This is a genomic window from Vibrio owensii, from assembly GCF_002021755.1.
GTDB lineage: Bacteria > Pseudomonadota > Gammaproteobacteria > Enterobacterales > Vibrionaceae > Vibrio > Vibrio owensii.
Window position 1 is genome coordinate 936308 of sequence record NZ_CP019960.1, and the last position, 19575, is coordinate 955882.

Below are 19575 nucleotides of genomic sequence, written 5' to 3' on the forward strand. Positions count from 1 at the left end.
AATAAATAAGTCAATAAGGCCAAATAAATTGGTCAGCTAAAGTCTTTAAGATATTCATCGTCGGGGGGAAGGGCGTATGGCTATTAACAATATTAAATGTGTCATCTTTGATTGTGATGGCACGCTAGTAGACAGTGAACGCCTGTGTTGTCAGGCCTTAGTGAACGTCTTTGGCCAATACGGTGCAGAGATGAGTTTTAGTGAATGCGTAGAGCACTTCAGAGGCGGTAAGCTTGCCGATATCCTTCGTGACGCTAAAGAGTTGATGAACTTAAATGTTCCGATTGATGTACTAGAGCCGCAATACCGTGACGAATTGCAGAAGCTGTTTGTCCGTCATTTAAAACCAATGGACGGCGCGAAACGACTTATCCACTTTTTAGATTCGCACAATATTGAGTATTGTGTGGCGTCTAATGGACCAAAAGATAAAATCGAATACTCGCTTGAGTTGACGGGGTTACTTGATGCGTTTAAAGGCAAAGTGTTTTCTGCTTTTGACGCCAACAGCTGGAAGCCTGAACCAGACTTGATCATGTACAGCGCAATGAATATGGGCTTTTTACCAAGTGATTGCTTGTACATTGATGATACGCCTAAAGGCGTTGAAGCAGGGCTTAACGCTGGCATAAAAACCGTACAACTATACAACGGTGCACCGATTAACTTGGTCGATGACGAACGTGTTATTCAAATTTCTCATCTAGATGAACTAAAAGAGCAGCTCTTAGGCTGCTCAGTTTAGTGACAAATATTACTCAAACTATGGATGTGTTTAAATTTAGTTTGTAGGTAAGGAGTTTGATGTAAGCACTGGATGGAAGAAAAGTTTTTTGTATGAAACCCGCAAGAGGCACATGTGAATTTTTCACCATCGGATGAAATCAGATATTCATCGCATTGGCAGAGTGGACACTGGAGATCTTCAGTGTCTTTTGTTTTGTTGTAATTATTCATATTGTTCACCAGCAGCAAAATTAAATTGGCAAGATCTAGAATAGCCGAACACCTAACCTTTGAACATTCTTTAGTCGAATTCAGAGGATTATTTCGATTCACTTCAAAGTAAATTAAACAAGCGCTCATCTAACGCTTGATTTAATTATTTTCCCGCTCGCTTTCCCTCGACAATCTAATGGTCGCTTTTTGTCCGTTGCCGTTGATCGAGCATAAAAAAAGCTCCACATTGGGAGCTTTTTGGGGTGTTCGTGTTTTAGGCTGTTCGGTATCGCTTCAATACTTCGCCAAGGGATTGAGACGCTTTGGTTAAGTTTGCCACACCAGTTGTCGATTGTTCGGCAACTTCACGAATAGTATTGGATTGCGAACGAATGTCAGACAGCTCAGAAGCGATGTCATTCGCGACGGCACTTTGTTCTTCGGCAGACGTTGAAATCTGAATACTCATGTCCATTAATGAACGTGCAGAGTCGGCAATTGCGGTGACGTCACCACCAATCTCATCAATCAACTGGCTACTTGTTTGTGCTTGTTGAACCGTACGGTCAGTGATAGACGCAATGTTCTGGCTTTCCGTTTGCAGTTTCTCGATCATCGCTTGGATTTCGACGGTTGCCTGTTGCGTGCGGCTAGCAAGGGTACGAACTTCATCCGCGACAACTGCAAAACCACGACCTTGTTCACCAGCGCGAGCAGCTTCAATAGCGGCATTTAGCGCGAGAAGGTTGGTTTGTTCTGATATTGCGTTAATCGTAGTAATCACATCGTTAATCTGTGTCGTGTTTTCGTTCAAACTGCTAACTGATGCGGATGCTTGTTCGATGTAACTCGATAGCGTTTCGATTTCCGAAATGACGCTTTGAACTCGATTGCGGCTATTTTCGATTTGCTGAGCATCTTGATCTGATTGCAAAGTAGCTTGCTGAGAGATACTTGAGACTTCTTTTGCTGAAGCCGTCATCTCTTCCATCGCTGTCGCAACAGAATCTAGCGTCTGGTATTGATGTGCGATTTGCGTTTCACTGAGCTTCATGTCTTGCTCAAACGCTGCGGATGTCTCACTTAACGTGTTGGCATTGTCTTTTACATTGTTGACAAGTTCTGTCAGCGTATCCATTGATTTATCTAGTGCGCAACCAATCGTACCAAACTCATCACGACCCGGATGAAAACCTAGGCGAGAAGTTAAGTCACCTTCACCAATTTTCTGTGTAGTGGTGTATAGCACCCAAAGCGCACCACCAAGGAAAGTCGCAACCCAGTAAGTGAAAAGGGCGAATGGTACCATCCAAAGCAAGCTAAGAAGGAAAGAAGTTAAAGCGTCAGATTTTGCTTGCTCAAATTGGCGTGAAAGGTTTTCTGTCAGTTGGATTGCCTGACCGGAATTCAGCTTCGCATAAACCGTCACGGTGCCGTTGTTGAATTTGGCATCATTAACGTTTCTTACGTTTACCACGCCAGTCACGCTCGTTACGTTTTGTACTTGAGCTTGAACTACGCCTGAGAGCTTCGCTTCTGCCGCTAGGATAGATTGCTGCTCAAACTGTTGAATATCATTGAAATAACGGCTTCCCGCCACTGAAGTTAAAGTCACTAGGAATAGAAGGAAAATGACCCACATTTTGTCGTTGATAGACATCTTTATAAATAACCTGTCTATCGTTCTAAACTCAACTTCTCTCATTTATAGCTCCATTTGAGATGAAAAGGGGATGAACAAACTTAGAGATATATCGAAACAAAATATGCGATGGTTATCAGCAAAATATGTAACGAGAGGTTGATAGATTTCAAAATATGAGATCTATGATCGCTTATAACGGTACGTCGTCTCCATAAATGACAAAAAACTAAATAAAAACTGACAGTTTGTTAAAGAAAGGGTGGGTGCAATTTAGTGTAATTGATGAACGAGGACGGGTTATTAGAGCAAACGTTTACTTATGATTTCTGTCATAGCTTTCTAAAACTTTACTTCTCGCTGTCATGAATGTGTCATATAAAGGCTATAAAAAGGAGTTGCTGTCATCAATGAAGAAAAGAAATGGCAGTAGAGATTGAAGCAAGCAGCTTCAGGAGATGTAAAACAAAGGAGGTCACAATGAGCGACCAATATCAAAACGACGAATGCCTAGAGATGCTAGATGCTCTTGAAATCGGTATTATCTTGTCGGACTACATTGGCTCAGAAGACGAAGCCGAATAAGTACAATTAGTACTCTCATCGCGTCACAACAGACGTTATACTAAGTTCATGTAAGACGAGCCAAAAGGCCACTCACAGCGTCTAATGAACTTTCTAGCCCACCTGCATATTGCAGATCACTGTAATAGCCATTTAATGGGAAACTTGCTTGGAGATTTCGTAAAGGGAGATCCAAGCAAGCAATATCAGACTGATATTTCCAATGGCATCAAACTCCACCGTTTCGTTGATCGCATTACCGACCATCATGCTCTTGTTGAAGAATGCAAACCGCACTTCACAGGTGTTGCTCGACGTTTCGCTCCCATCGCACTTGATATGTTTTGGGACCATTGTTTAGCGAAACACTGGCGAACATTCAGCCCGCAATCTTTAGATTCCTTCGTTCGTTATGCGTATTGCGAAGTGAATAAACAAATCTCTGACGACCTTCCACCGCGATTTTTAATGCTTCACAGCCGAATGTGGAGTGGCGGTTGGCTACAGTCATATCAAGACTTAGAAAACATCGAGTTTGCCCTTCATCGAATGTCACAAAGAAGCCCAAGAATGGCTGACTTAACAACAACGTTCGAAGTTTTGGACAATGAATATGAGCAATTGGAAGCGAAATTTGCTGCGCTATATCAAGATGTGTTGAGTCAATCCGCTGAGTATCATCAACAGTTAATTAATTCATAACGTCTTGACTGCTAAAGGTAGTATGACCAAAGGGGCTCTGGTAAACTCTGCGCTCCAAAAATTATGAGGTTTATCATGTCCGTTAATTTCGCTGATCTTGGCATTGAACAACAGTTGGTTGATACCCTAAGCGGTATGAATATCGTTACCCCGACTCCTGTTCAGGAAAAGTCGATTCCACATGTATTGGAAGGTAAAGATCTACTGGCTGCCGCTCAAACCGGTACAGGTAAAACGGCTGCATTTGGTTTGCCGATCATTCAGACGGTTCAGCAAAAGAAACGAAACGGAACACCGCGAGCACTGATTCTTGTGCCAACGCGTGAACTTGCCCAGCAAGTCATGGATAACCTGACGCAGTACTCAGCAAACACTGACCTTAAAATTGTTTGTGTTTATGGTGGTACCAGCATTGGCGTACAGAAGAGAAAGCTGGAAGAGGGCGCAGACATTCTGATCGCGACGCCTGGCCGCTTACTTGACCACTTGTTTAACGGCAATGTAAACATTTCTAAAACCGGTGTTCTCGTTCTTGATGAAGCAGACCGTATGTTAGACATGGGCTTCTGGCCAGATCTGCAACGCATTCTTCGTCGACTACCTCAAGATAAACAGATCATGTTGTTCTCAGCAACATTTGAGAAGCGCATCAAAACCATCGCGTACAAACTGATGGACTCTCCAGTTGAAGTGGAAGTGTCGCCAGCAAACACGACCGCAGAAACCGTTAAGCAGATGGTTTATCCAGTTGATAAAAAGCGCAAGCGTGAGCTACTTGCTTACTTAATTGGTTCTCGTAACTGGCAGCAAGTGTTGGTATTTACTAAAACCAAACAAGGCAGTGATGAGTTAGCGAAAGAGCTAAAGCTGGATGGCATCAAAGCGGTTTCTATCAACGGCGATAAATCACAAGGTGCTCGTCAACGTGCGCTTGATGAATTCAAAGAAGGCAAAGTACGTGCGCTGATCGCGACAGATGTAGCGGCTCGTGGTTTAGACATTCAAGAGTTAGAACAAGTAGTTAACTTCGACTTGCCATTCAAAGCCGAAGATTATGTTCACCGCATCGGTCGTACTGGCCGTGCAGGTAAGTCTGGTTTGGCCGTTTCTTTGATGAGCCGCGATGAAGAGTATCTATTGCATGCTATCGAAAACCTGCTTGACCAACGTTTGCCGCAAGAATGGTTAGAAGGCTTTGAGCCGAGTTTGATCGAAGAGGTTGAACCGGAGCGTAATGGCGGTGGTCGTCGTAAGAGTCGTTCATCAGAAAAACGCAAGATGAAGGCGAAACTGGCGATTCATAAAAACCGTGGTAAGAACCGAAAATAAAAAGATGATGGCATTCATCAGTAACTCTGATTATGCCGTCTTTGCTTCCCGGTAGGCTTCAAGCGTTTGTGGCATTGCCAATAAGTATCCTTGATACATATCGAAACCGAGCTTTTTCATTAAGTTAAGTTGATGCTCGGTTTCAATTCCTTCTATAACGGTTTTTGAGCGAATATCTTTTGCCAAAGACAACGCTTCCATCAAACAAGAAAAATCACCATTCTCATATCTCAATAACAGCGAACGATCGATTTTAATGATGTTGGGTTTTACACACCTAACGCGTTCTATTGTTGAAGCATCAATGCCGTAATCGTCTATTGCCAATAAATAGCCGTTATCGCTTAGCTCTTTTGTTGCTTTGTATAAGAAGTTTTCGTCGCTCGCATCGAGCTCTACCAATTCCATCACAATCTGTTCACGGCACAAATCCGCTTCAATAATGGACTGCTTTAATAAGTTGCTATAGGAAATGTCTTTTGCGAGCATTTCTGCTGCTTTTGGTAGAACGTTGAGAAAGAGCTTTTTATTGCGAAACTTGGATTGACCAAAGTTACTGATGTGAATGAGACGGCTTAGTCGCTCAACGTTGATTTGATCTTCTGTAGGAATCGTAGTGGATTGAAAGAACTGGTCAGGTCGAATCATTAAGCCATCTTGGTTACTAATACGAACCAAGGCTTCTAGACCGATAATGGAAAGATCTTTTTGATAAATAGGTTGAAACACGCTTCGCAATGTCAGCTGTTTATATTGCGCGATGTATTGACCATCTACTTGTTTAAAAATGCAGCTAAGCAGCTGCGAGATACTCATCATTATTGTTGTAACCTAGACCAAGACACTGTATTGATGCTTAACTGATTGTTGTGCATCTAGTTTTACTTTAGTTTCTTGAATCTAAGCGGGGAGCGTAGGCAAGGCAAGCGAGATAGCTCAACACACTCAGAAATATCGACCCGCCTCAAACAAATCGCTGAATGAACTGATAATCTACCCGTTGCTATTTGATGCTACCACTGTAAAACCGCATACAGCTGAATGTACTTTCTCACCTGTTGTTGTTTATTGGAACGTCGTAAAGGGTGGCCGAATTTGATGTAACAAGGGCTGATCCCAAAACGTGTATCTAATGAATGAGTCAGCTGTGATTCGCTGGTAAAAAGGGTAATGCCTTGCTCTGTATACTCGTTAATCGGTTCTGGTAATTCTCCCATCCACCAGTGCAACAGCTCACGGCTGGTTTTGCTGCGACTGATCCAATGATCGCTGACTAAAAACAATAGGTCGTTAGGCTGCAGGGCATAACCATATTCACTTTGCCATTCCGTTATCGAAGAGAGCAGGTTCTCTCGGCATGAGTTACCAGCGCTGACTAAATGGTGGCTCAATACCCAAACCGTTCCAATTTCAGATGAGATGCGGTAGTGGTGTGGCAGGTCGGGGGCATCAAGTACTTCAATAGGTTTGATGGTACTGCTATGACCAAAGTGACGAAAAGTGTGTTCCATGCGTCGAGCAAATGCGAGGCCGAGATGGTGTTCACTCATACCTTGGTTATGTACCGCAGGATAATGCTTCTCACACAGTTTGAGACAATCGTCCTGAAAATCATTGACACTTTGGATGACTAAGTCGAGTAGCAAAGAATATCCCTTAACGGTTAACAAATTGAACGGCGAAAGGTTAGCATAGTCCTTTTAGGATAGACTAATTTAGATAGGCAACTTCTTGATCTAAACATCAAAATTGAGAATAGAGTTCCGCAGGTAAAATATGATCAAACTAGAAAGAGCACAAAAAGAAGCATTGGCGACAGCTATACAAGATTACATGCAAGACGAGTTGGAAGTGGAAATAGGCCAGTTCGACAGTGAGTTTTTGATTGATTTCATCACTGAAAAATTAGCGCCTATCTACTACAACAAGGGCATTGAAGACGCCAAAACCGTGATCGAACGACGCATGTTAGAAATGACGGATGAACTGTATGAGATAGAGCAAGAAGTTCAACTCTAAGTGTCCGATTTTTAAATGGTTTGAAGTTCCTTCTAATTTTTCGAACAAGTTGTTTAAAAAGGTATTATTGGTTTGATGTAAAGGATGGTAAATAATCTGTTGCATACAAGGTAAATAAGTTAATGTTGTGTTTCTTGCTCAACATCAACTTAGGAAGATATCTAGGAACGTGAGATGGAAACACTGGTAAAGAACTACAACGTGCCGGCGAGAGCGATGCATTGGATTTCAGCGCTTTGCATTATCGGCTTGTTTGCTGTGGGTCTGTGGATGGTCGATTTAAGCTACTACAGTGAATGGTACCAAACCGCACCACATTATCACCGCTCTGTGGGCATTTTACTGGCAATACTCACTTTAGGTCGCATCGTATGGAAACATGTGACGGCGTCACCAAAAGTAGAAGGTAAACCTTACGAGGTAATTGCAGCAAAAGCCGCACATGGGGTTATGTACCTGTTGCTTATTACTATCTTTGTTTCAGGTTACCTCATCTCAACATCTGATGGTCGCGGTATCGAAGTATTTAACTGGTTTACCGTACCAAGCGCAGGGGAGTTATTCCCTGGTCAATCAGACATTGCAGGTGAAATCCACTTTTATGCAGCTTGGGCTGTGATCCTAATGGCTGGATTGCATGCTGCTGCTGCACTCAAACATCACTTTATCGATAAAGACAACACATTAAGAAAAATGTTAGGAGCTTCAAAATGAAAAAGTCACTTTTCGCTACAGGATTAGCAATCGCTATGGCACTACCGTTTGGTGCTAACGCTGCAGATTATGTTATCGATACTAAAGGTGCTCACGCATCTATCAACTTCAAAGTTAGCCACCTAGGTTACAGTTTCATCAAAGGTCGTTTTAATACATTTTCTGGTGACTTTTCTTTTGATGAAAACAACATAGCGGACTCTAAAGTAAACGTAGTTGTTGATACGACAAGCCTTGACTCAAACCATGCTGAGCGTGACAAGCACATCCGTAGCGGTGATTTCATCGACGCAGGTAAATACAGCGAAGCGACGTTCAAGAGTACAAAAGTTGTAGACAAAGGTGACGGTAAACTAGACGTAACGGGTGACCTTACTCTTCATGGTGTAACGAAACCAATCACAATCGAAGCGGAATTTGTTGGTGCAGGTAACGACCCATGGGGTGGTGAGCGTGCAGGCTTCATCGGTCAAACTCGTCTTGAGCTTGCTGATTTTGAAATCCCAGTAATGGGCTCTTCAAGCTACGTTGATATGGAACTGCACGTCGAAGGTGTTAAGAAGTAACTTCTTGTTCCTCACGATTTACTTCGTTCTTAACGACATAAATGAAGAAAGCGCTCTAAATAGAGCGCTTTTTTATTGGTGCCAACTTGTTTTGCTAGTTGCTAGTTATTCGTTGTAATAGTCTTATGCAGTTTCTAGTACTTTGTCATCAACTAGGTTTAGACGTTCGCCGTAAACTGGACGTAGTGCTTTTAGTACTTCGTTACGTGTTACTACACCAACCATCAAACCGTTTTCTAATACAGGAAGCACTTGTGGCTTGCTTACTTTGATGCTCTTAGCACGCTCTTCAAGAGAAAGAGAAGTAAAGCACGTCGCCATGCCCATACTTGTTGTTGGGTAAAGTTGTTCTTTATCGATACATAGGAACTCAACTACATCCACCAAACGGTCACCAGCATCAATCGCTACAACGTCACGGCTCATCAAATCTACCACTTTTTGTTCTTGAGCAGGGATGTAATCTTGGCACCACAACTCAACCATTACGTCGTGCGCTGAGAAGAAACCAACCAAACGATTGTCGATGTCAACAACAGGAGCACTGATTAGATTGTTGTCCAATAGGGTATCTAGTGCAGTTGAAACTGGCATTTCTACGCTCAGAGTAACTGGGCTCGGGTTCATGATTTCTTTTACAATTGATGCGTTTTTCATAGTGCTTTCCTTAACTGACGTTAGTGTTGTAGTGTTTGTAATGGATGAAATTTTTGCTGCTTTTAGTTCTGGTCGGCGGTAGATACACCAGTTAGCTAAGCCAACTAACACAGCGCCGCCAACAATGTTGCCCAGAGTCACTGGAATTAAGTTTGCAGTGATAAAGTGGCCAACATTTAGGTCTGCGTATTGAGAAGCCGATACGCCAACCGAAGTCCAGAAAGTTTCTGGTGCGAAATTCGCGATTACGATGCCTAGCGGTACCATGAACATGTTTGCTACACAGTGCTCAAAGCCACTGCTGACGAACATTGCCACTGGCATGATGGTCATCGCTGCTTTTGTCATTGCATTTGCAGAACTGAACGTTAGCCAAATAGCAAGACAAACCAATAAGTTACATAGAATGCCCAGTGCAAATGCTTGTACCAATGTGTGGTGTAGCTTGTGCTGTGCAATGTTTAGTGCGTTTAAACCCCATTGACCCGCATCCATCTGGTACAAGCCAGCAGCGCTTACCAATGCAAGTAGGAACATCGCACCGATGAAGTTACCTACATAAACCTTTCCCCAAATCGACAACATTTTGCCGAATGAGATTTGTTTGTTTGCCCATGAGATGCTCGAAAGCACTGAGCTGGTAAACAACTCACCACCACAAATGACGATGAGTATCAAACCCATACTGAATGCTAAACCACCTGCAAGACGGCTAAGCCCCCAACCTGCGTCCGCACTACCTGTTGTCACTGTGATGTAAAACAAGAATGCTAAACCGATGAATGCGCCTGCCATAATTGCCAAACCCAGTGTCATGCCGCTGGTTTTGTTTGCTTTGCTAAGGGCAAACTTCTCAGCTTCAGCCATCATTTCTTTTGGTGAGAAATACTGATGATTTTGAGAGCTGGTCACCGCCATATTGACTCCTTAGTTTGTGGTTCCATAGAAACTCCTTGGTTAATGAAATCGAGGCATCTAATGCGCTCGAAAGAGAAGGTGTTATTGTTTTTTGTTGCGGTGTTCCCGAACCGCATATCCAGATTAAGCGGACGAGTGGTACAGGTAAAATTGATAATATTTAGAATCCTCATCAAATTATTTGATAAGTTTTTCAAGGCAGGTAAAATGAACTTCATTGCGTATTAACGCAGTATTTTTGGGGTTGCGAGAGTATGGTGAATACTCGCCAATTAGGGAGGAAACTTTGCGCTACTCACTTAAGCAATTAGCGGTTTTTGACGCAGTTGCAGATACCGGCAGTGTAAGCCAGGCCGCAGATAAACTGGCTCTGACACAATCAGCGACAAGTATGTCGCTCGCTCAGTTAGAAAAAATGCTTGGCAGACCTTTATTTGAAAGGCAAGGCAAGCAAATGGCGTTAACGCATTGGGGGATGTGGTTAAGGCCGAAAGCAAAGCGTTTGTTACAAGACGCACTGCAAATCGAAATGGGATTTTATGAGCAACATTTGCTGAGTGGACACATTCGATTAGGTGCGAGTCAAACGCCGGCAGAACACTTGGTTCCTGACCTTATCAGTATCATTGATAACGACTTTCCAGAGATGCGAATTTCGTTAGGCGTGCAAAGTACGCAAGCAGTCATTGATGGTGTTCTAGATTACAAATACGACCTAGGCGTGATTGAAGGTCGCTGCGATGACAACCGTTTACACCAAGAGATTTGGTGTCGTGACCATCTTACCGTAGTTGCAGCGTCTCACCATCCATTTGCACGTAACTCGTCTGTGAGCCTAGCGCAATTAGAGCAAGCAAAATGGGTATTGCGTGAACACGGTTCTGGAACTCGCAAGATTTTTGATAGTTCAATTCACCATCTTATTGAAGATTTAGATGTATGGCGCGAATATGAACACGTGCCAGTACTCAGAAGTTTAGTGTCGAATGGCCAATACTTAACGTGTCTACCATACCTTGATGTAGAGCGTTACATCGAAGCAGGCGATTTGGTTGCATTGAACGTACCTGATCTAAAGATGGATCGAACGTTGTCATTTATCTGGCGTGCCGATATGGCGGAAAACCCGCTGGTTGATTGCATTAAGCGTGAAGGCTTACGCATGATGAAGGGTAAACCTTCAGTGCTTTAAGCGATATTCGAAACAAAATGATCGTATCTTAGAAAAGGCTCTGCATCTCGCAGGGCCTTTTTTGTCATTTATTGCTCATTTTGCCCAATTCATTGCGACTTTGTTATTTTCGAAATCTGTTGATTTATCGGTTGCGTCAAATTTAACGTGTAAAAAATGAAACGATATGAACTTTAATGTGATCTTAATCACCGAAGTATTCGATCTATATGCCTAGTATTCACTGCCTGATTTCAATGTATGAAGGCAGTTTTCGAACCATAACGGTACGAAACTAGCAAGCGGGTAAGAATACCATGACAACACTTTTAGCAATCTCTATTACCACTGGCATTCTCTCTGGCGTGTGGGGCTGGATCGCGACCTCCCTAGGCCTGTTATCTTGGGCTGGCTTTCTTGGTTGTACAAGTTACTTTGCATCCCCGACAAGTGGCTTGAAAGGCTTAGGAATTAGCTTAATCACCAACATGAGTGGTGTATTCTGGGCGATGGTGATCATCTACGGTTCGACTTATGCAGGGCTAGAGATTCTTGGCTATGTAATTACTGCTGTGGTTGCGTTTTTTATGTGTATTCAAGCTAAGCAAGCTTGGTTGGCGTACATCCCTGGTACTTTCATTGGCTCATGCGCGACTTTTGCTGCAGACGGCAATTGGCAACTTGTAGTGCCATCGCTGATTTTAGGTAGTGTGTTTGGTTACCTAATGAAAGCAACAGGACTTTGGTTACATGCGAAATCAGCCGCTACTTCTTCGCTTGCTGAGCAAGTACAGTAGTGAACCCCCGATCTTATTTGTATCCGCTGTGTGTTGAGACTTATCCCGCTCAATACCGTTAATCAAAATTACTGATTCTTGATACAAGCACACCCAATTGGTGTGCTTTTTTTTGTCTTCGAGTTGTCACGTATTGCCATTTGCCATGGTTACCACGCGTTTAAGCGTCCAGCGAAGGAGAACAGGAATGCATTCCATGCCTCTCTCTTCACAGTTTGCGACTATCGCTAAGGCTAAATCTGGCTTGGCCTGTTTTTTCAAAACACGACTCACGACTTTCTTGGCGGGCATGGGATGATCATGAGGAACTTTGATAATGTCCTTAAAGAATAATTCAAAGCCATTGTTGTAAAGGAAGTGCTCAATGTCTCTGTCTGGAAGTTCTGTTAATCGATGACGTTCTTGGTCATTTTCCAAATGTGCGCGAACAGTATGGGCGTATTTCTTACCTGCAGGGTCTCCATCTGTCACCACGTGCCAGTCAATGCCGAATTCCTTGGCAACTTTGACCAGTGATTTCAATCCTGATTGAGCGAACTCAACAATCTGCACGCCCTCTGCGGCCAAATCATATCCGCATTGACGCGCTAATTCGTTGAACAACCAGACTTCTGTTTCGCCCTCAACTAGTAACCAACAGCGTGCAAACAAAGCGCCAGCACGGTGAAAGCGAATATGGAAGCCAATTCGACGCAATTGATCGACACTGAATCGATTCGTGTTGAGTGATTTTGCAATGGTACGGTCAGACAAACGCATTAACCGGCGTATTGAGGCGAGAGGAACTGAGCCAAGCAATCGGGCACTGTTTGTCGTCAGAATCTTCTGCATCGGAAGAAGTTGCAACAAGCTCCAAGCGCGAGAGAGATGGGTAGGGTGCAAACGTCCTTCTGGATCTTCGATGATCAAAATAGGTCGAGCACAACGTCTCAAGTCGGTCGGTCCTTTTGCTTGAAGGTAAGCATTAAGCAAGCCCATTAACAATAGACGTGATTGTTTGTTGTTTGTCTCTTTCAAAAACTGCGGTAAGCCTTTGTCTGAAGAAGGGCTGGCATAAAAAAGTCCATCGCGTGGTTTTCGAGGGTTTCCTTTTTTTACGCTTCTGAAAGCGAAGTAATGCTCCACTAGGGTTTGCATCGAATCTAAGCTACTTCGTACTTCGCCTTTATTTACATGGCCAGGCATGGCAAACAAGCGGCGGCATGTATTGTTAATGCGCTTCTCAATGCGGGCGTTTTTATTTTCGCCGTTAATGTGGTTGGGCTGAGGGAATCGACGAGAATCGCGTAATCGGATCACCGGGTGTAACGTCATCAACTCAATTGCGAGTTTTTCTGAATGGTGAAGCTGCTTAGGCTCACCATCACAGTCTAAAAATGCATATTTGGTGGTAATATGGTGCCCATCGCGCGTCGCACTTAAGCGATAGTAGATGACGTTCTCGTTATCAGCATTTACACACCAAGTTGGTTTGATCCGGCGATAGCGCCCCGCGTTAACCTCTTGTTTATCTTGAGCTTTGAAACACAAGACGATTTGAAGGTGTTGCGTCTGTGGATGAGAAATGGCGTAATCGACGTGAAAATCCGTCATTTCAAATTGATAAAGCGAGCCATCAGCTGGCAGTGCGAGGGATAGGGCATCAAGAAGGGAAGACTTACCCCAAGTGTTTTCGCCGATCAGAGTTGTCAGCTCGTCAAAAGAGAGTGAAAGGCGTTTGATGCCTCTAAACCCAGAGATTTCGATGCGTTCTAGTCTCATCTCACTCCTCCTTGCAATTATTTGAATTATCGAGGGTTCTTTTGCTTCTCCTAAGCATATATGAAATTGATCTAGGCAAGTTAAGCTCAGTTCACAAATTTAAGAGCAATCAACCTATGAATACAGACCGTTTAGGCGTACAGTCACTTTCAAATTCGTACGTAAGATGAATCTTGATCACGTTAAAATGAAATGACAATTTCTCTGTTTCATAAAATTCATGATTCTGTCATGATTCAGTTCTAATAATTAAAAGGAATGAAAAGAGAGAAGATGACAATGAATAAAAATCATAAGCCAGTCAGAATCAAACTGGCACACATCAATGACACTCATTCCTACTTTGAGCCAACGTCATTACAGCTAAAACTCAATATTGATAACGAACGTACACTAGAGCCTTACGTGAGCGCGGGTGGATTTTCACGTATTGCAACGCGCGTAGAGCAGCTTCGCGATGATGCACAGCGCCAAGGCCAAGGCATGTTGTTTCTTCATGCAGGCGACTGCTTTCAAGGCACGTTGTATTTTTCGTTATTCAAAGGCAAAGCAAACGCCGACTTATTAAACGCGCTAAACATCGATGCGATGGCTTTAGGCAATCATGAGCTGGATATGGGTAATGAGCCCGTTGCTTTGTTTTGTCAGCGTACCAACTTCCCGTTGCTTGCCGGTAACTGGGACCTATCAAATGAATTGCCAACAAAAGATCACTGCATGGGTGATTGCAATAACGTATTGAGCTTCGATACGACAACTCAAAGCGCGCAATATCTGGTGAAAGAGTTTCACGGAGAGAAAGTTGCCATCTTTGGTCTGTCTATCGACAAGATGAGCGACATTGCTAACCCAGATGCCGATACGCCATTTATCTCTGCCATTGAAACGGCAAGACATACTGTTGAACAAATTCATCAGACGGGCATCAAAAATATCATCCTTTTGAGTCACTTAGGTTATGAAGGGGATTTAGAGCTCGCAGCGCAAGTGGATGGCATTGGTATTATTGTGGGAGGTCATAGTCATAAGTTACAAGGTAACTTTACGGCAATTGGTTTAGGCGAAGATGACCCTTATGGTGTTAAAGTCAACGATACTTATGTTGTACAAGCCGGTTATCACGCATTAACCATGGGGCATTGTGTCCTTGAATTTGATGAAAACGGCAAAGCGAACATGTTAAGTGGTCAAAATGAGTTGTTACTCGGAAGACGCATTTTCTGGGACTCGACACTAAATAAGCAGCTTGACCAAGGTGTTTTCGAAGAAGCGTGTGACTTTATTCATGGTCAACCAAACGTGGTCGTTTGTAAAAAACACCCAGAGACACAAGCTATCTTAAGCGACAAGTACATCCCGAGAGTGCGTAAGCTTCAGTCCCAAGTGATTGCCAATGTAGCGGAGAAGAAGCGTCATGTGCGTGTTCCTGATGAATTTGGTGGAAGCGAACTTGCTCCGGCAGTCGCACACTCTTTCTTGTATGCGCTTAACAAACGTGGCCATAACGTTCAATTTGCAATTCATAATGCGGGAGGCGTGCGTACTTCTCTCAATCCGGGAAATATTACTGTGGCAGATGTTGCCGGACGATTGTTGCCATTTGCCGTTCCAATCGGTTGTTATGACGTGCAGGGTAAAGTGGTTCGCCTAGCATTAGAAGGCGCGATCAATAATGCACTGAACAACGGCGTTGAAGGTACCGGTTCTGGCAGCTACCCATATACGCATAACTTGAATTTTGAATACCAAGCAGACGCTCCAAAAGGCCAACGCATTAAAAACTTAGAAATTTTTGATGGTAAGCGTTGGTGTCAGATTGACGATGAGGCATGGTATCGGGGCGCTTCGTCTGCTTATACCATGAAAGGCAAAGAGGGCTATGAGGCATTGCTGGATATGAAAGGCGAAGGCTTTGTCAGCAACCTTTCTATGGCGGATTGCTTTATTGAATTACTTACGGACGAACCAAACTGTTTGAACCAAGGTCACAAACTTTACTCGCAGAAGAATCAATAACCGTTATTGGTATCCTTTTTGCTCTTTTCCTGATGCACATGCGATTAAGAGGGAAGAGAGTATGTGGAAAAAAGATTGGGCTGACGCAGCGGTTGTCGTTGCTTGGGTCGCAGTTTGGTCAACACTGGTTTACTTTGTACCGCTAACTGGATTTTAAAGACCAACTATTCAACAAATGAGGGGCGCATAAGTGCTCCTTTTTTGTATCTGAACCGCTTCAAATTCATGACGTTGATAGACATTCTTCACAAAATACTTTGTTGTTATCGATAACGATTTTTTGTTGGATATCGACGCAAGCAGGGGTATGATGGCGGCGTTTGGGGAGTAGTTAGCGCAAGTTTATTTATCGTCATCTCGTTAAGCATCAGCTTATCCGGTAAATAAAGGTGTCACTTGATTCGTCATGTGATCACTTCAACGAGACCAACGCATTCATTGACTAGCAGACACATGGGTAATGTGACTGTTGGTTTGTATTGTTTGCGGAAGGTCAGCCCGAATAATGTCCTTCCGCATGGGAGGAAGCATGTCTCTTATCGAAAATACCACCCAATTATCCCAGTCTGTTCCACTGCAAGAATCACTGACAATGTACGGTGTATTCGGCCTATTTACTTTGGTTTTAGTCGCTCTCGATATCTATCAGACTCGTGGCGGTGTGATTACCATGAAAAAAGCAATTGGTTGGAGCGTATTCTGGTTCTTATTAGCGTTTGTCTTTGCAGGCTCTATCTATTTCTTCTGGGATTATTACGCGCCTCATAGCGTTTATACTCACGAAAAAGCGACCATATCGTTCTTAACTGGTTACTTGCTTGAGAAATCGTTAAGTGTCGATAACTTGTTTGTGTTTGCAATCATCTTTGCGCAATACAAGGTGCCAGAGCATTTGCGTCCACGCGCTCTATTGTGGGGTGTGATTGGTGCGTTAGTTCTACGTGCAATCATGATCGCAGTAGGTGCTCAATTACTTGCTCAATACCATTGGGTGCTTTACCTATTCGCAGCATTCCTAATTTGGACAGGTATTAAACTGGCGCGAGATAAAGGCGAAGAAGAAGAGGTGAACCCATACCCTGAGCAGTTCATTCGTAAATTCTTACCAGTAACAGAAGAGTATCAGGGTAACCACCTGATCTTGAAACAAGCAGGCAAGTGGGTTGCTACGCCAATGCTGATCGTTGTTGGTGTGATTGCGGTGATGGACGTTATGTTCGCACTGGATTCGATTCCTGCAATCTTTGCAGTAACGCGTGAACCATTCTTGGTATTAGCGGCTAACGTGTTTGCTCTGCTTGGCTTACGTTCTCTGTACTTTGTACTGCAAGCAATGTTGGACAAGTTTGTGTACCTAAAACCAGCGCTGTCAGTGATCATGATGTTCATTGGTGTGAAGATGCTACTGGTTGGCACGCAATACGAGATCCCAACGGTTTGGTCATTAACTTTCCTAGTGACAGTGATGACGACAGCGGTTATTGCTTCTATCTATAAGAACAAAGAAACCAATAGTTCTAGCGTTAAAATTACTAATCAAAACTCTTAAGTATTTTGTAAATTCAAAATCCTTTAAAAGATTATTTGGTTAATTAAATGTTGCAAATAAACTTGGGTTTACCTGTGTAAATCCAAGTTATTCAACAAAAGATTCGCTTTGTTGAATAAATATGCGGTTAGTTGGATTTTGTATTCTCATGGTTTGTAATAGAATTGTTTTATAAGAAAAACTAATCTGAATAACCAAATTTTGTCATTTTTTGCTCAGAGAAAAAATGACTAATATACAACCAACAAAACAATTTACTGCTTTTAAAGAGAGGCAATCATGGCACAAGCAATGCAAATGACAAATGTAGCTTTACCAACCTCTATGGATAAGAAGACCTACGCGGTTAACTTCAAAGGATTGATTGCTCACTTACTAGATATTCTTTTCGTAGACAACTCTGCACCTCGCAGCTACTACGCAGAAGACCTATCTGCACACATTCAGAAAGACATCGGTATGTACCGTTAATCTGAATGGAAAGCGAATTCGAAATGCCGGCTTAATCGTCGGCATTTTTGTATCTGAAATCGCCACATCTAAAACCGCATTGAAAGCTATCTGTCGCTAGCACGGTCATAGTCAGTACCAAAGAAAAGGAGCTGTCTATGATTAACGCGATTGCACTTGCTGCTATTACCAGTCTTTCAGCATCACAAAGTTGGATTCACGAAGGACAGCCCGCACAAGTGATAGAACTGTTTACCTCCGAAGGTTGCTCAAGTTGTCCACCAGCAGACAAATACCTTTCTACGTTTGAATCCAACCCTGATTTGTGGGGAAAGTACATTCCCGTTGCCTACCACGTTGATTATTGGGACTATCTTGGCTGGAAAGACAAATTTGCAAAGCCTGAATTCTCGCAACTGCAACGTTTGTATCGTGCTTATGGCGCAGTCGGAAGTGTCTATACTCCGGCATTTGTCGTTGATAGTGAAGAATGGCGCGGATTCTTCAATTGGCGCAAGCGTGTATTACCCAACAACGACAACGAGAAAGCTCAAACACTAGCACTAGAACGCTCTGGCAACCAATTCACTCTACGATTTGAAGATAATGGTACGTATGACGCAACGATTGTGTTTCTCTCAAGTAATGAAACCACACCGGTTAAGCGCGGTGAAAACCGAGGGAAAGTGTTAGAACATGACTTTGTCGCGTTAGAGAAGCAACAAGGTCGCTCAAAGAACGGAGAGTGGATGTTTAAGCTCAATCAGCCCATCAAGAACATTGATGCTGTTGCTGCGTGGGTGACTGAGCCAGGGACCTTTAATCGTGTGCAGACTGTCGCGGGTGAGATTCGTTAAATGAACTAGAGGGATGCCTTCCAATCCGAAAGCGCTTTGATGTGTTCTGGTCCAATACCGCAGCATCCACCTATAATGGTAGCTCCGCGCAGATGCCATTCTTGCGCAAAAGTTAGGTACTCTTCTGGTGATAGTTCCCGCATAGATTGTAATGCGCTATTGGCTTCGTGGTTAGATTTGATTGCGGTGAAGTTGTTCGCGTAAACCCCAATTTCAATGTCGAGCTTATGTTGGTTTAAAACTTCCTTGGTATCACTGACGGCTTTTGCCATTACTTCAGGTACTGAACAGTTAAAGTAAACACTGATGGTATTGGTGTTATCTGCGCTTTGTACAATGTTTTCAATGGCTTGGATAACGGTTTCCCCAGAACGCAACAGCGCGGTTTGCAATGACTCATCATTTAAAGAAAAGGCATACGCAGTAGGTTTGGTGCTGCTCGCGAACACGCTTTGTAAACACTTTAGCTCTTCTAGACTGCAAATGGTCTCTGCTAACCAAAGATCAACGTAATCCTCTTGAGCTTCAAACAAAGTCCTGAAAATGATTTCACCTAATTTGGGTTCGAACAGATCTGGTCGATAACTACCAAACGCTGGTGGAATACAACCTGCAACGTGAACGTGTGTCGATGACTTATCTGCACATTCACGAGCAATTTGGGCTGCAAAGCGTGCTAGCTTACTGCCTTTGTGATCGTAAAGTGCTTGTCCAAGGTGGAATGGCACACAGGCATAACTGTTGGCGATGATGATCTCTGCGCCAGAGTGGATAAAATTGTTATGCGCTTGGTAAACGAATTCTGGCGATTCAATCAGAGCTTGTGCGCTCCAAAGTGGTTGAGAGAATGGGGCACCCATGCGCTTCAGCTCTCTTCCCATACCGCCATCAAGGATGGTTAACTTCTTCATACTACAATCCATC

General features: G+C 43.3%; 18 protein-coding genes. 12 read left to right on the plus strand and 6 right to left on the minus strand.

The window, feature by feature from the left end:
- The first annotated feature begins 76 nt into the window (after window positions 1-76).
- Complete coding sequence (locus tag A9237_RS20745) at window positions 77-745, plus strand: HAD-IA family hydrolase (protein WP_009704474.1); 669 nt, start codon at window positions 77-79, stop codon at window positions 743-745.
- A gap of 468 nt (window positions 746-1213) precedes the next feature.
- Here the strand turns inward: A9237_RS20745 and A9237_RS20755 are convergent, their stop codons facing one another.
- A complete protein-coding gene (locus tag A9237_RS20755) occupies window positions 1214-2644 on the minus strand; it encodes a methyl-accepting chemotaxis protein (protein ID WP_078609483.1) in 1431 nt (476 codons plus the stop codon).
- Window positions 2645-3250: 606 nt separating this feature from the next.
- On the opposite strand from A9237_RS20755, the gene A9237_RS20760 reads away from it, so the two are divergent.
- The gene (locus A9237_RS20760) at window positions 3251-3847 is read left to right on the plus strand and encodes an acyl carrier protein phosphodiesterase (RefSeq protein ID WP_153303271.1); all 597 of its coding nucleotides are present in this window, start codon (window positions 3251-3253) and stop codon (window positions 3845-3847) included.
- A gap of 75 nt (window positions 3848-3922) precedes the next feature.
- Window positions 3923-5176, plus strand: a complete 1254-nt coding sequence (locus A9237_RS20765; protein WP_078609487.1) for a DEAD/DEAH box helicase — start codon at window positions 3923-3925, stop codon at window positions 5174-5176.
- Between the two features lie 30 nt (window positions 5177-5206).
- Here the strand turns inward: A9237_RS20765 and A9237_RS20770 are convergent, their stop codons facing one another.
- Together A9237_RS20770 and A9237_RS20775 are read right to left on the minus strand one after the other, a co-directional pair.
- Entirely contained in the window at window positions 5207-5995 is a 789-nt protein-coding gene (locus tag A9237_RS20770; protein ID WP_078609489.1) for an EAL domain-containing protein, read from the minus strand.
- Between the two features lie 194 nt (window positions 5996-6189).
- Window positions 6190-6822 carry a hypothetical protein gene (locus tag A9237_RS20775; protein WP_009704469.1) on the minus strand — a complete coding sequence of 211 codons (633 nt, stop codon included), beginning with the start codon at window positions 6820-6822 and terminating at the stop codon, window positions 6190-6192.
- Window positions 6823-6952: 130 nt separating this feature from the next.
- On the opposite strand from A9237_RS20775, the gene A9237_RS20780 reads away from it, so the two are divergent.
- The 3 genes from A9237_RS20780 to A9237_RS20790 all read left to right on the plus strand — a co-directional run bounded on the left by A9237_RS20780 (window position 6953) and on the right by A9237_RS20790 (window position 8475).
- Entirely contained in the window at window positions 6953-7195 is a 243-nt protein-coding gene (locus A9237_RS20780; RefSeq protein WP_005441892.1) for a DUF2164 domain-containing protein, read from the plus strand.
- 174 nt (window positions 7196-7369) lie between these two features.
- Window positions 7370-7909: a cytochrome b gene (locus tag A9237_RS20785; protein ID WP_078609490.1), complete on the plus strand. Its 540-nt coding sequence runs from the start codon at window positions 7370-7372 to the stop codon at window positions 7907-7909.
- Window positions 7906-8475: a YceI family protein gene (locus tag A9237_RS20790; protein WP_078609492.1), complete on the plus strand. Its 570-nt coding sequence runs from the start codon at window positions 7906-7908 to the stop codon at window positions 8473-8475. Before A9237_RS20785 ends, A9237_RS20790 begins: the two co-directional genes overlap by 4 nt.
- Before the next feature lie 123 nt (window positions 8476-8598).
- Here the strand turns inward: A9237_RS20790 and focA are convergent, their stop codons facing one another.
- A complete protein-coding gene (gene focA, locus A9237_RS20795; RefSeq protein WP_078609494.1) occupies window positions 8599-10050 on the minus strand; it encodes a formate transporter FocA in 1452 nt (483 codons plus the stop codon).
- Between the two features lie 286 nt (window positions 10051-10336).
- Between focA and A9237_RS20805 the strand changes: the two genes are divergently transcribed.
- Entirely contained in the window at window positions 10337-11242 is a 906-nt protein-coding gene (locus A9237_RS20805) for a LysR substrate-binding domain-containing protein (protein ID WP_005441888.1), read from the plus strand.
- A 296-nt stretch (window positions 11243-11538) separates the two neighbouring features.
- Window positions 11539-12018 carry a DUF1097 domain-containing protein gene (locus A9237_RS20810; protein ID WP_078609497.1) on the plus strand — a complete coding sequence of 160 codons (480 nt, stop codon included), beginning with the start codon at window positions 11539-11541 and terminating at the stop codon, window positions 12016-12018.
- A gap of 126 nt (window positions 12019-12144) precedes the next feature.
- Here the strand turns inward: A9237_RS20810 and A9237_RS20815 are convergent, their stop codons facing one another.
- A complete protein-coding gene (locus A9237_RS20815; protein WP_005441885.1) occupies window positions 12145-13779 on the minus strand; it encodes a DUF2813 domain-containing protein in 1635 nt (544 codons plus the stop codon).
- 273 nt (window positions 13780-14052) lie between these two features.
- On the opposite strand from A9237_RS20815, the gene A9237_RS20820 reads away from it, so the two are divergent.
- The 4 genes from A9237_RS20820 (at window position 14053) to A9237_RS20835 (ending at window position 18651) form a co-directional block, all read left to right on the plus strand.
- Window positions 14053-15795 carry a bifunctional metallophosphatase/5'-nucleotidase gene (locus A9237_RS20820; protein ID WP_078609499.1) on the plus strand — a complete coding sequence of 581 codons (1743 nt, stop codon included), beginning with the start codon at window positions 14053-14055 and terminating at the stop codon, window positions 15793-15795.
- A 529-nt stretch (window positions 15796-16324) separates the two neighbouring features.
- Window positions 16325-17344 carry a TerC family protein gene (locus A9237_RS20825; RefSeq protein ID WP_005441878.1) on the plus strand — a complete coding sequence of 340 codons (1020 nt, stop codon included), beginning with the start codon at window positions 16325-16327 and terminating at the stop codon, window positions 17342-17344.
- A gap of 279 nt (window positions 17345-17623) precedes the next feature.
- The gene (locus A9237_RS20830; protein ID WP_005451745.1) at window positions 17624-17815 is read left to right on the plus strand and encodes a hypothetical protein; all 192 of its coding nucleotides are present in this window, start codon (window positions 17624-17626) and stop codon (window positions 17813-17815) included.
- Between the two features lie 137 nt (window positions 17816-17952).
- The gene (locus A9237_RS20835; RefSeq protein ID WP_078609501.1) at window positions 17953-18651 is read left to right on the plus strand and encodes a DUF1223 domain-containing protein; all 699 of its coding nucleotides are present in this window, start codon (window positions 17953-17955) and stop codon (window positions 18649-18651) included.
- Window positions 18652-18656: 5 nt separating this feature from the next.
- Here the strand turns inward: A9237_RS20835 and A9237_RS20840 are convergent, their stop codons facing one another.
- Window positions 18657-19562, minus strand: a complete 906-nt coding sequence (locus tag A9237_RS20840; RefSeq protein ID WP_167371694.1) for a homocysteine S-methyltransferase family protein — start codon at window positions 19560-19562, stop codon at window positions 18657-18659.
- Window positions 19563-19575: the final 13 nt, after the last annotated feature.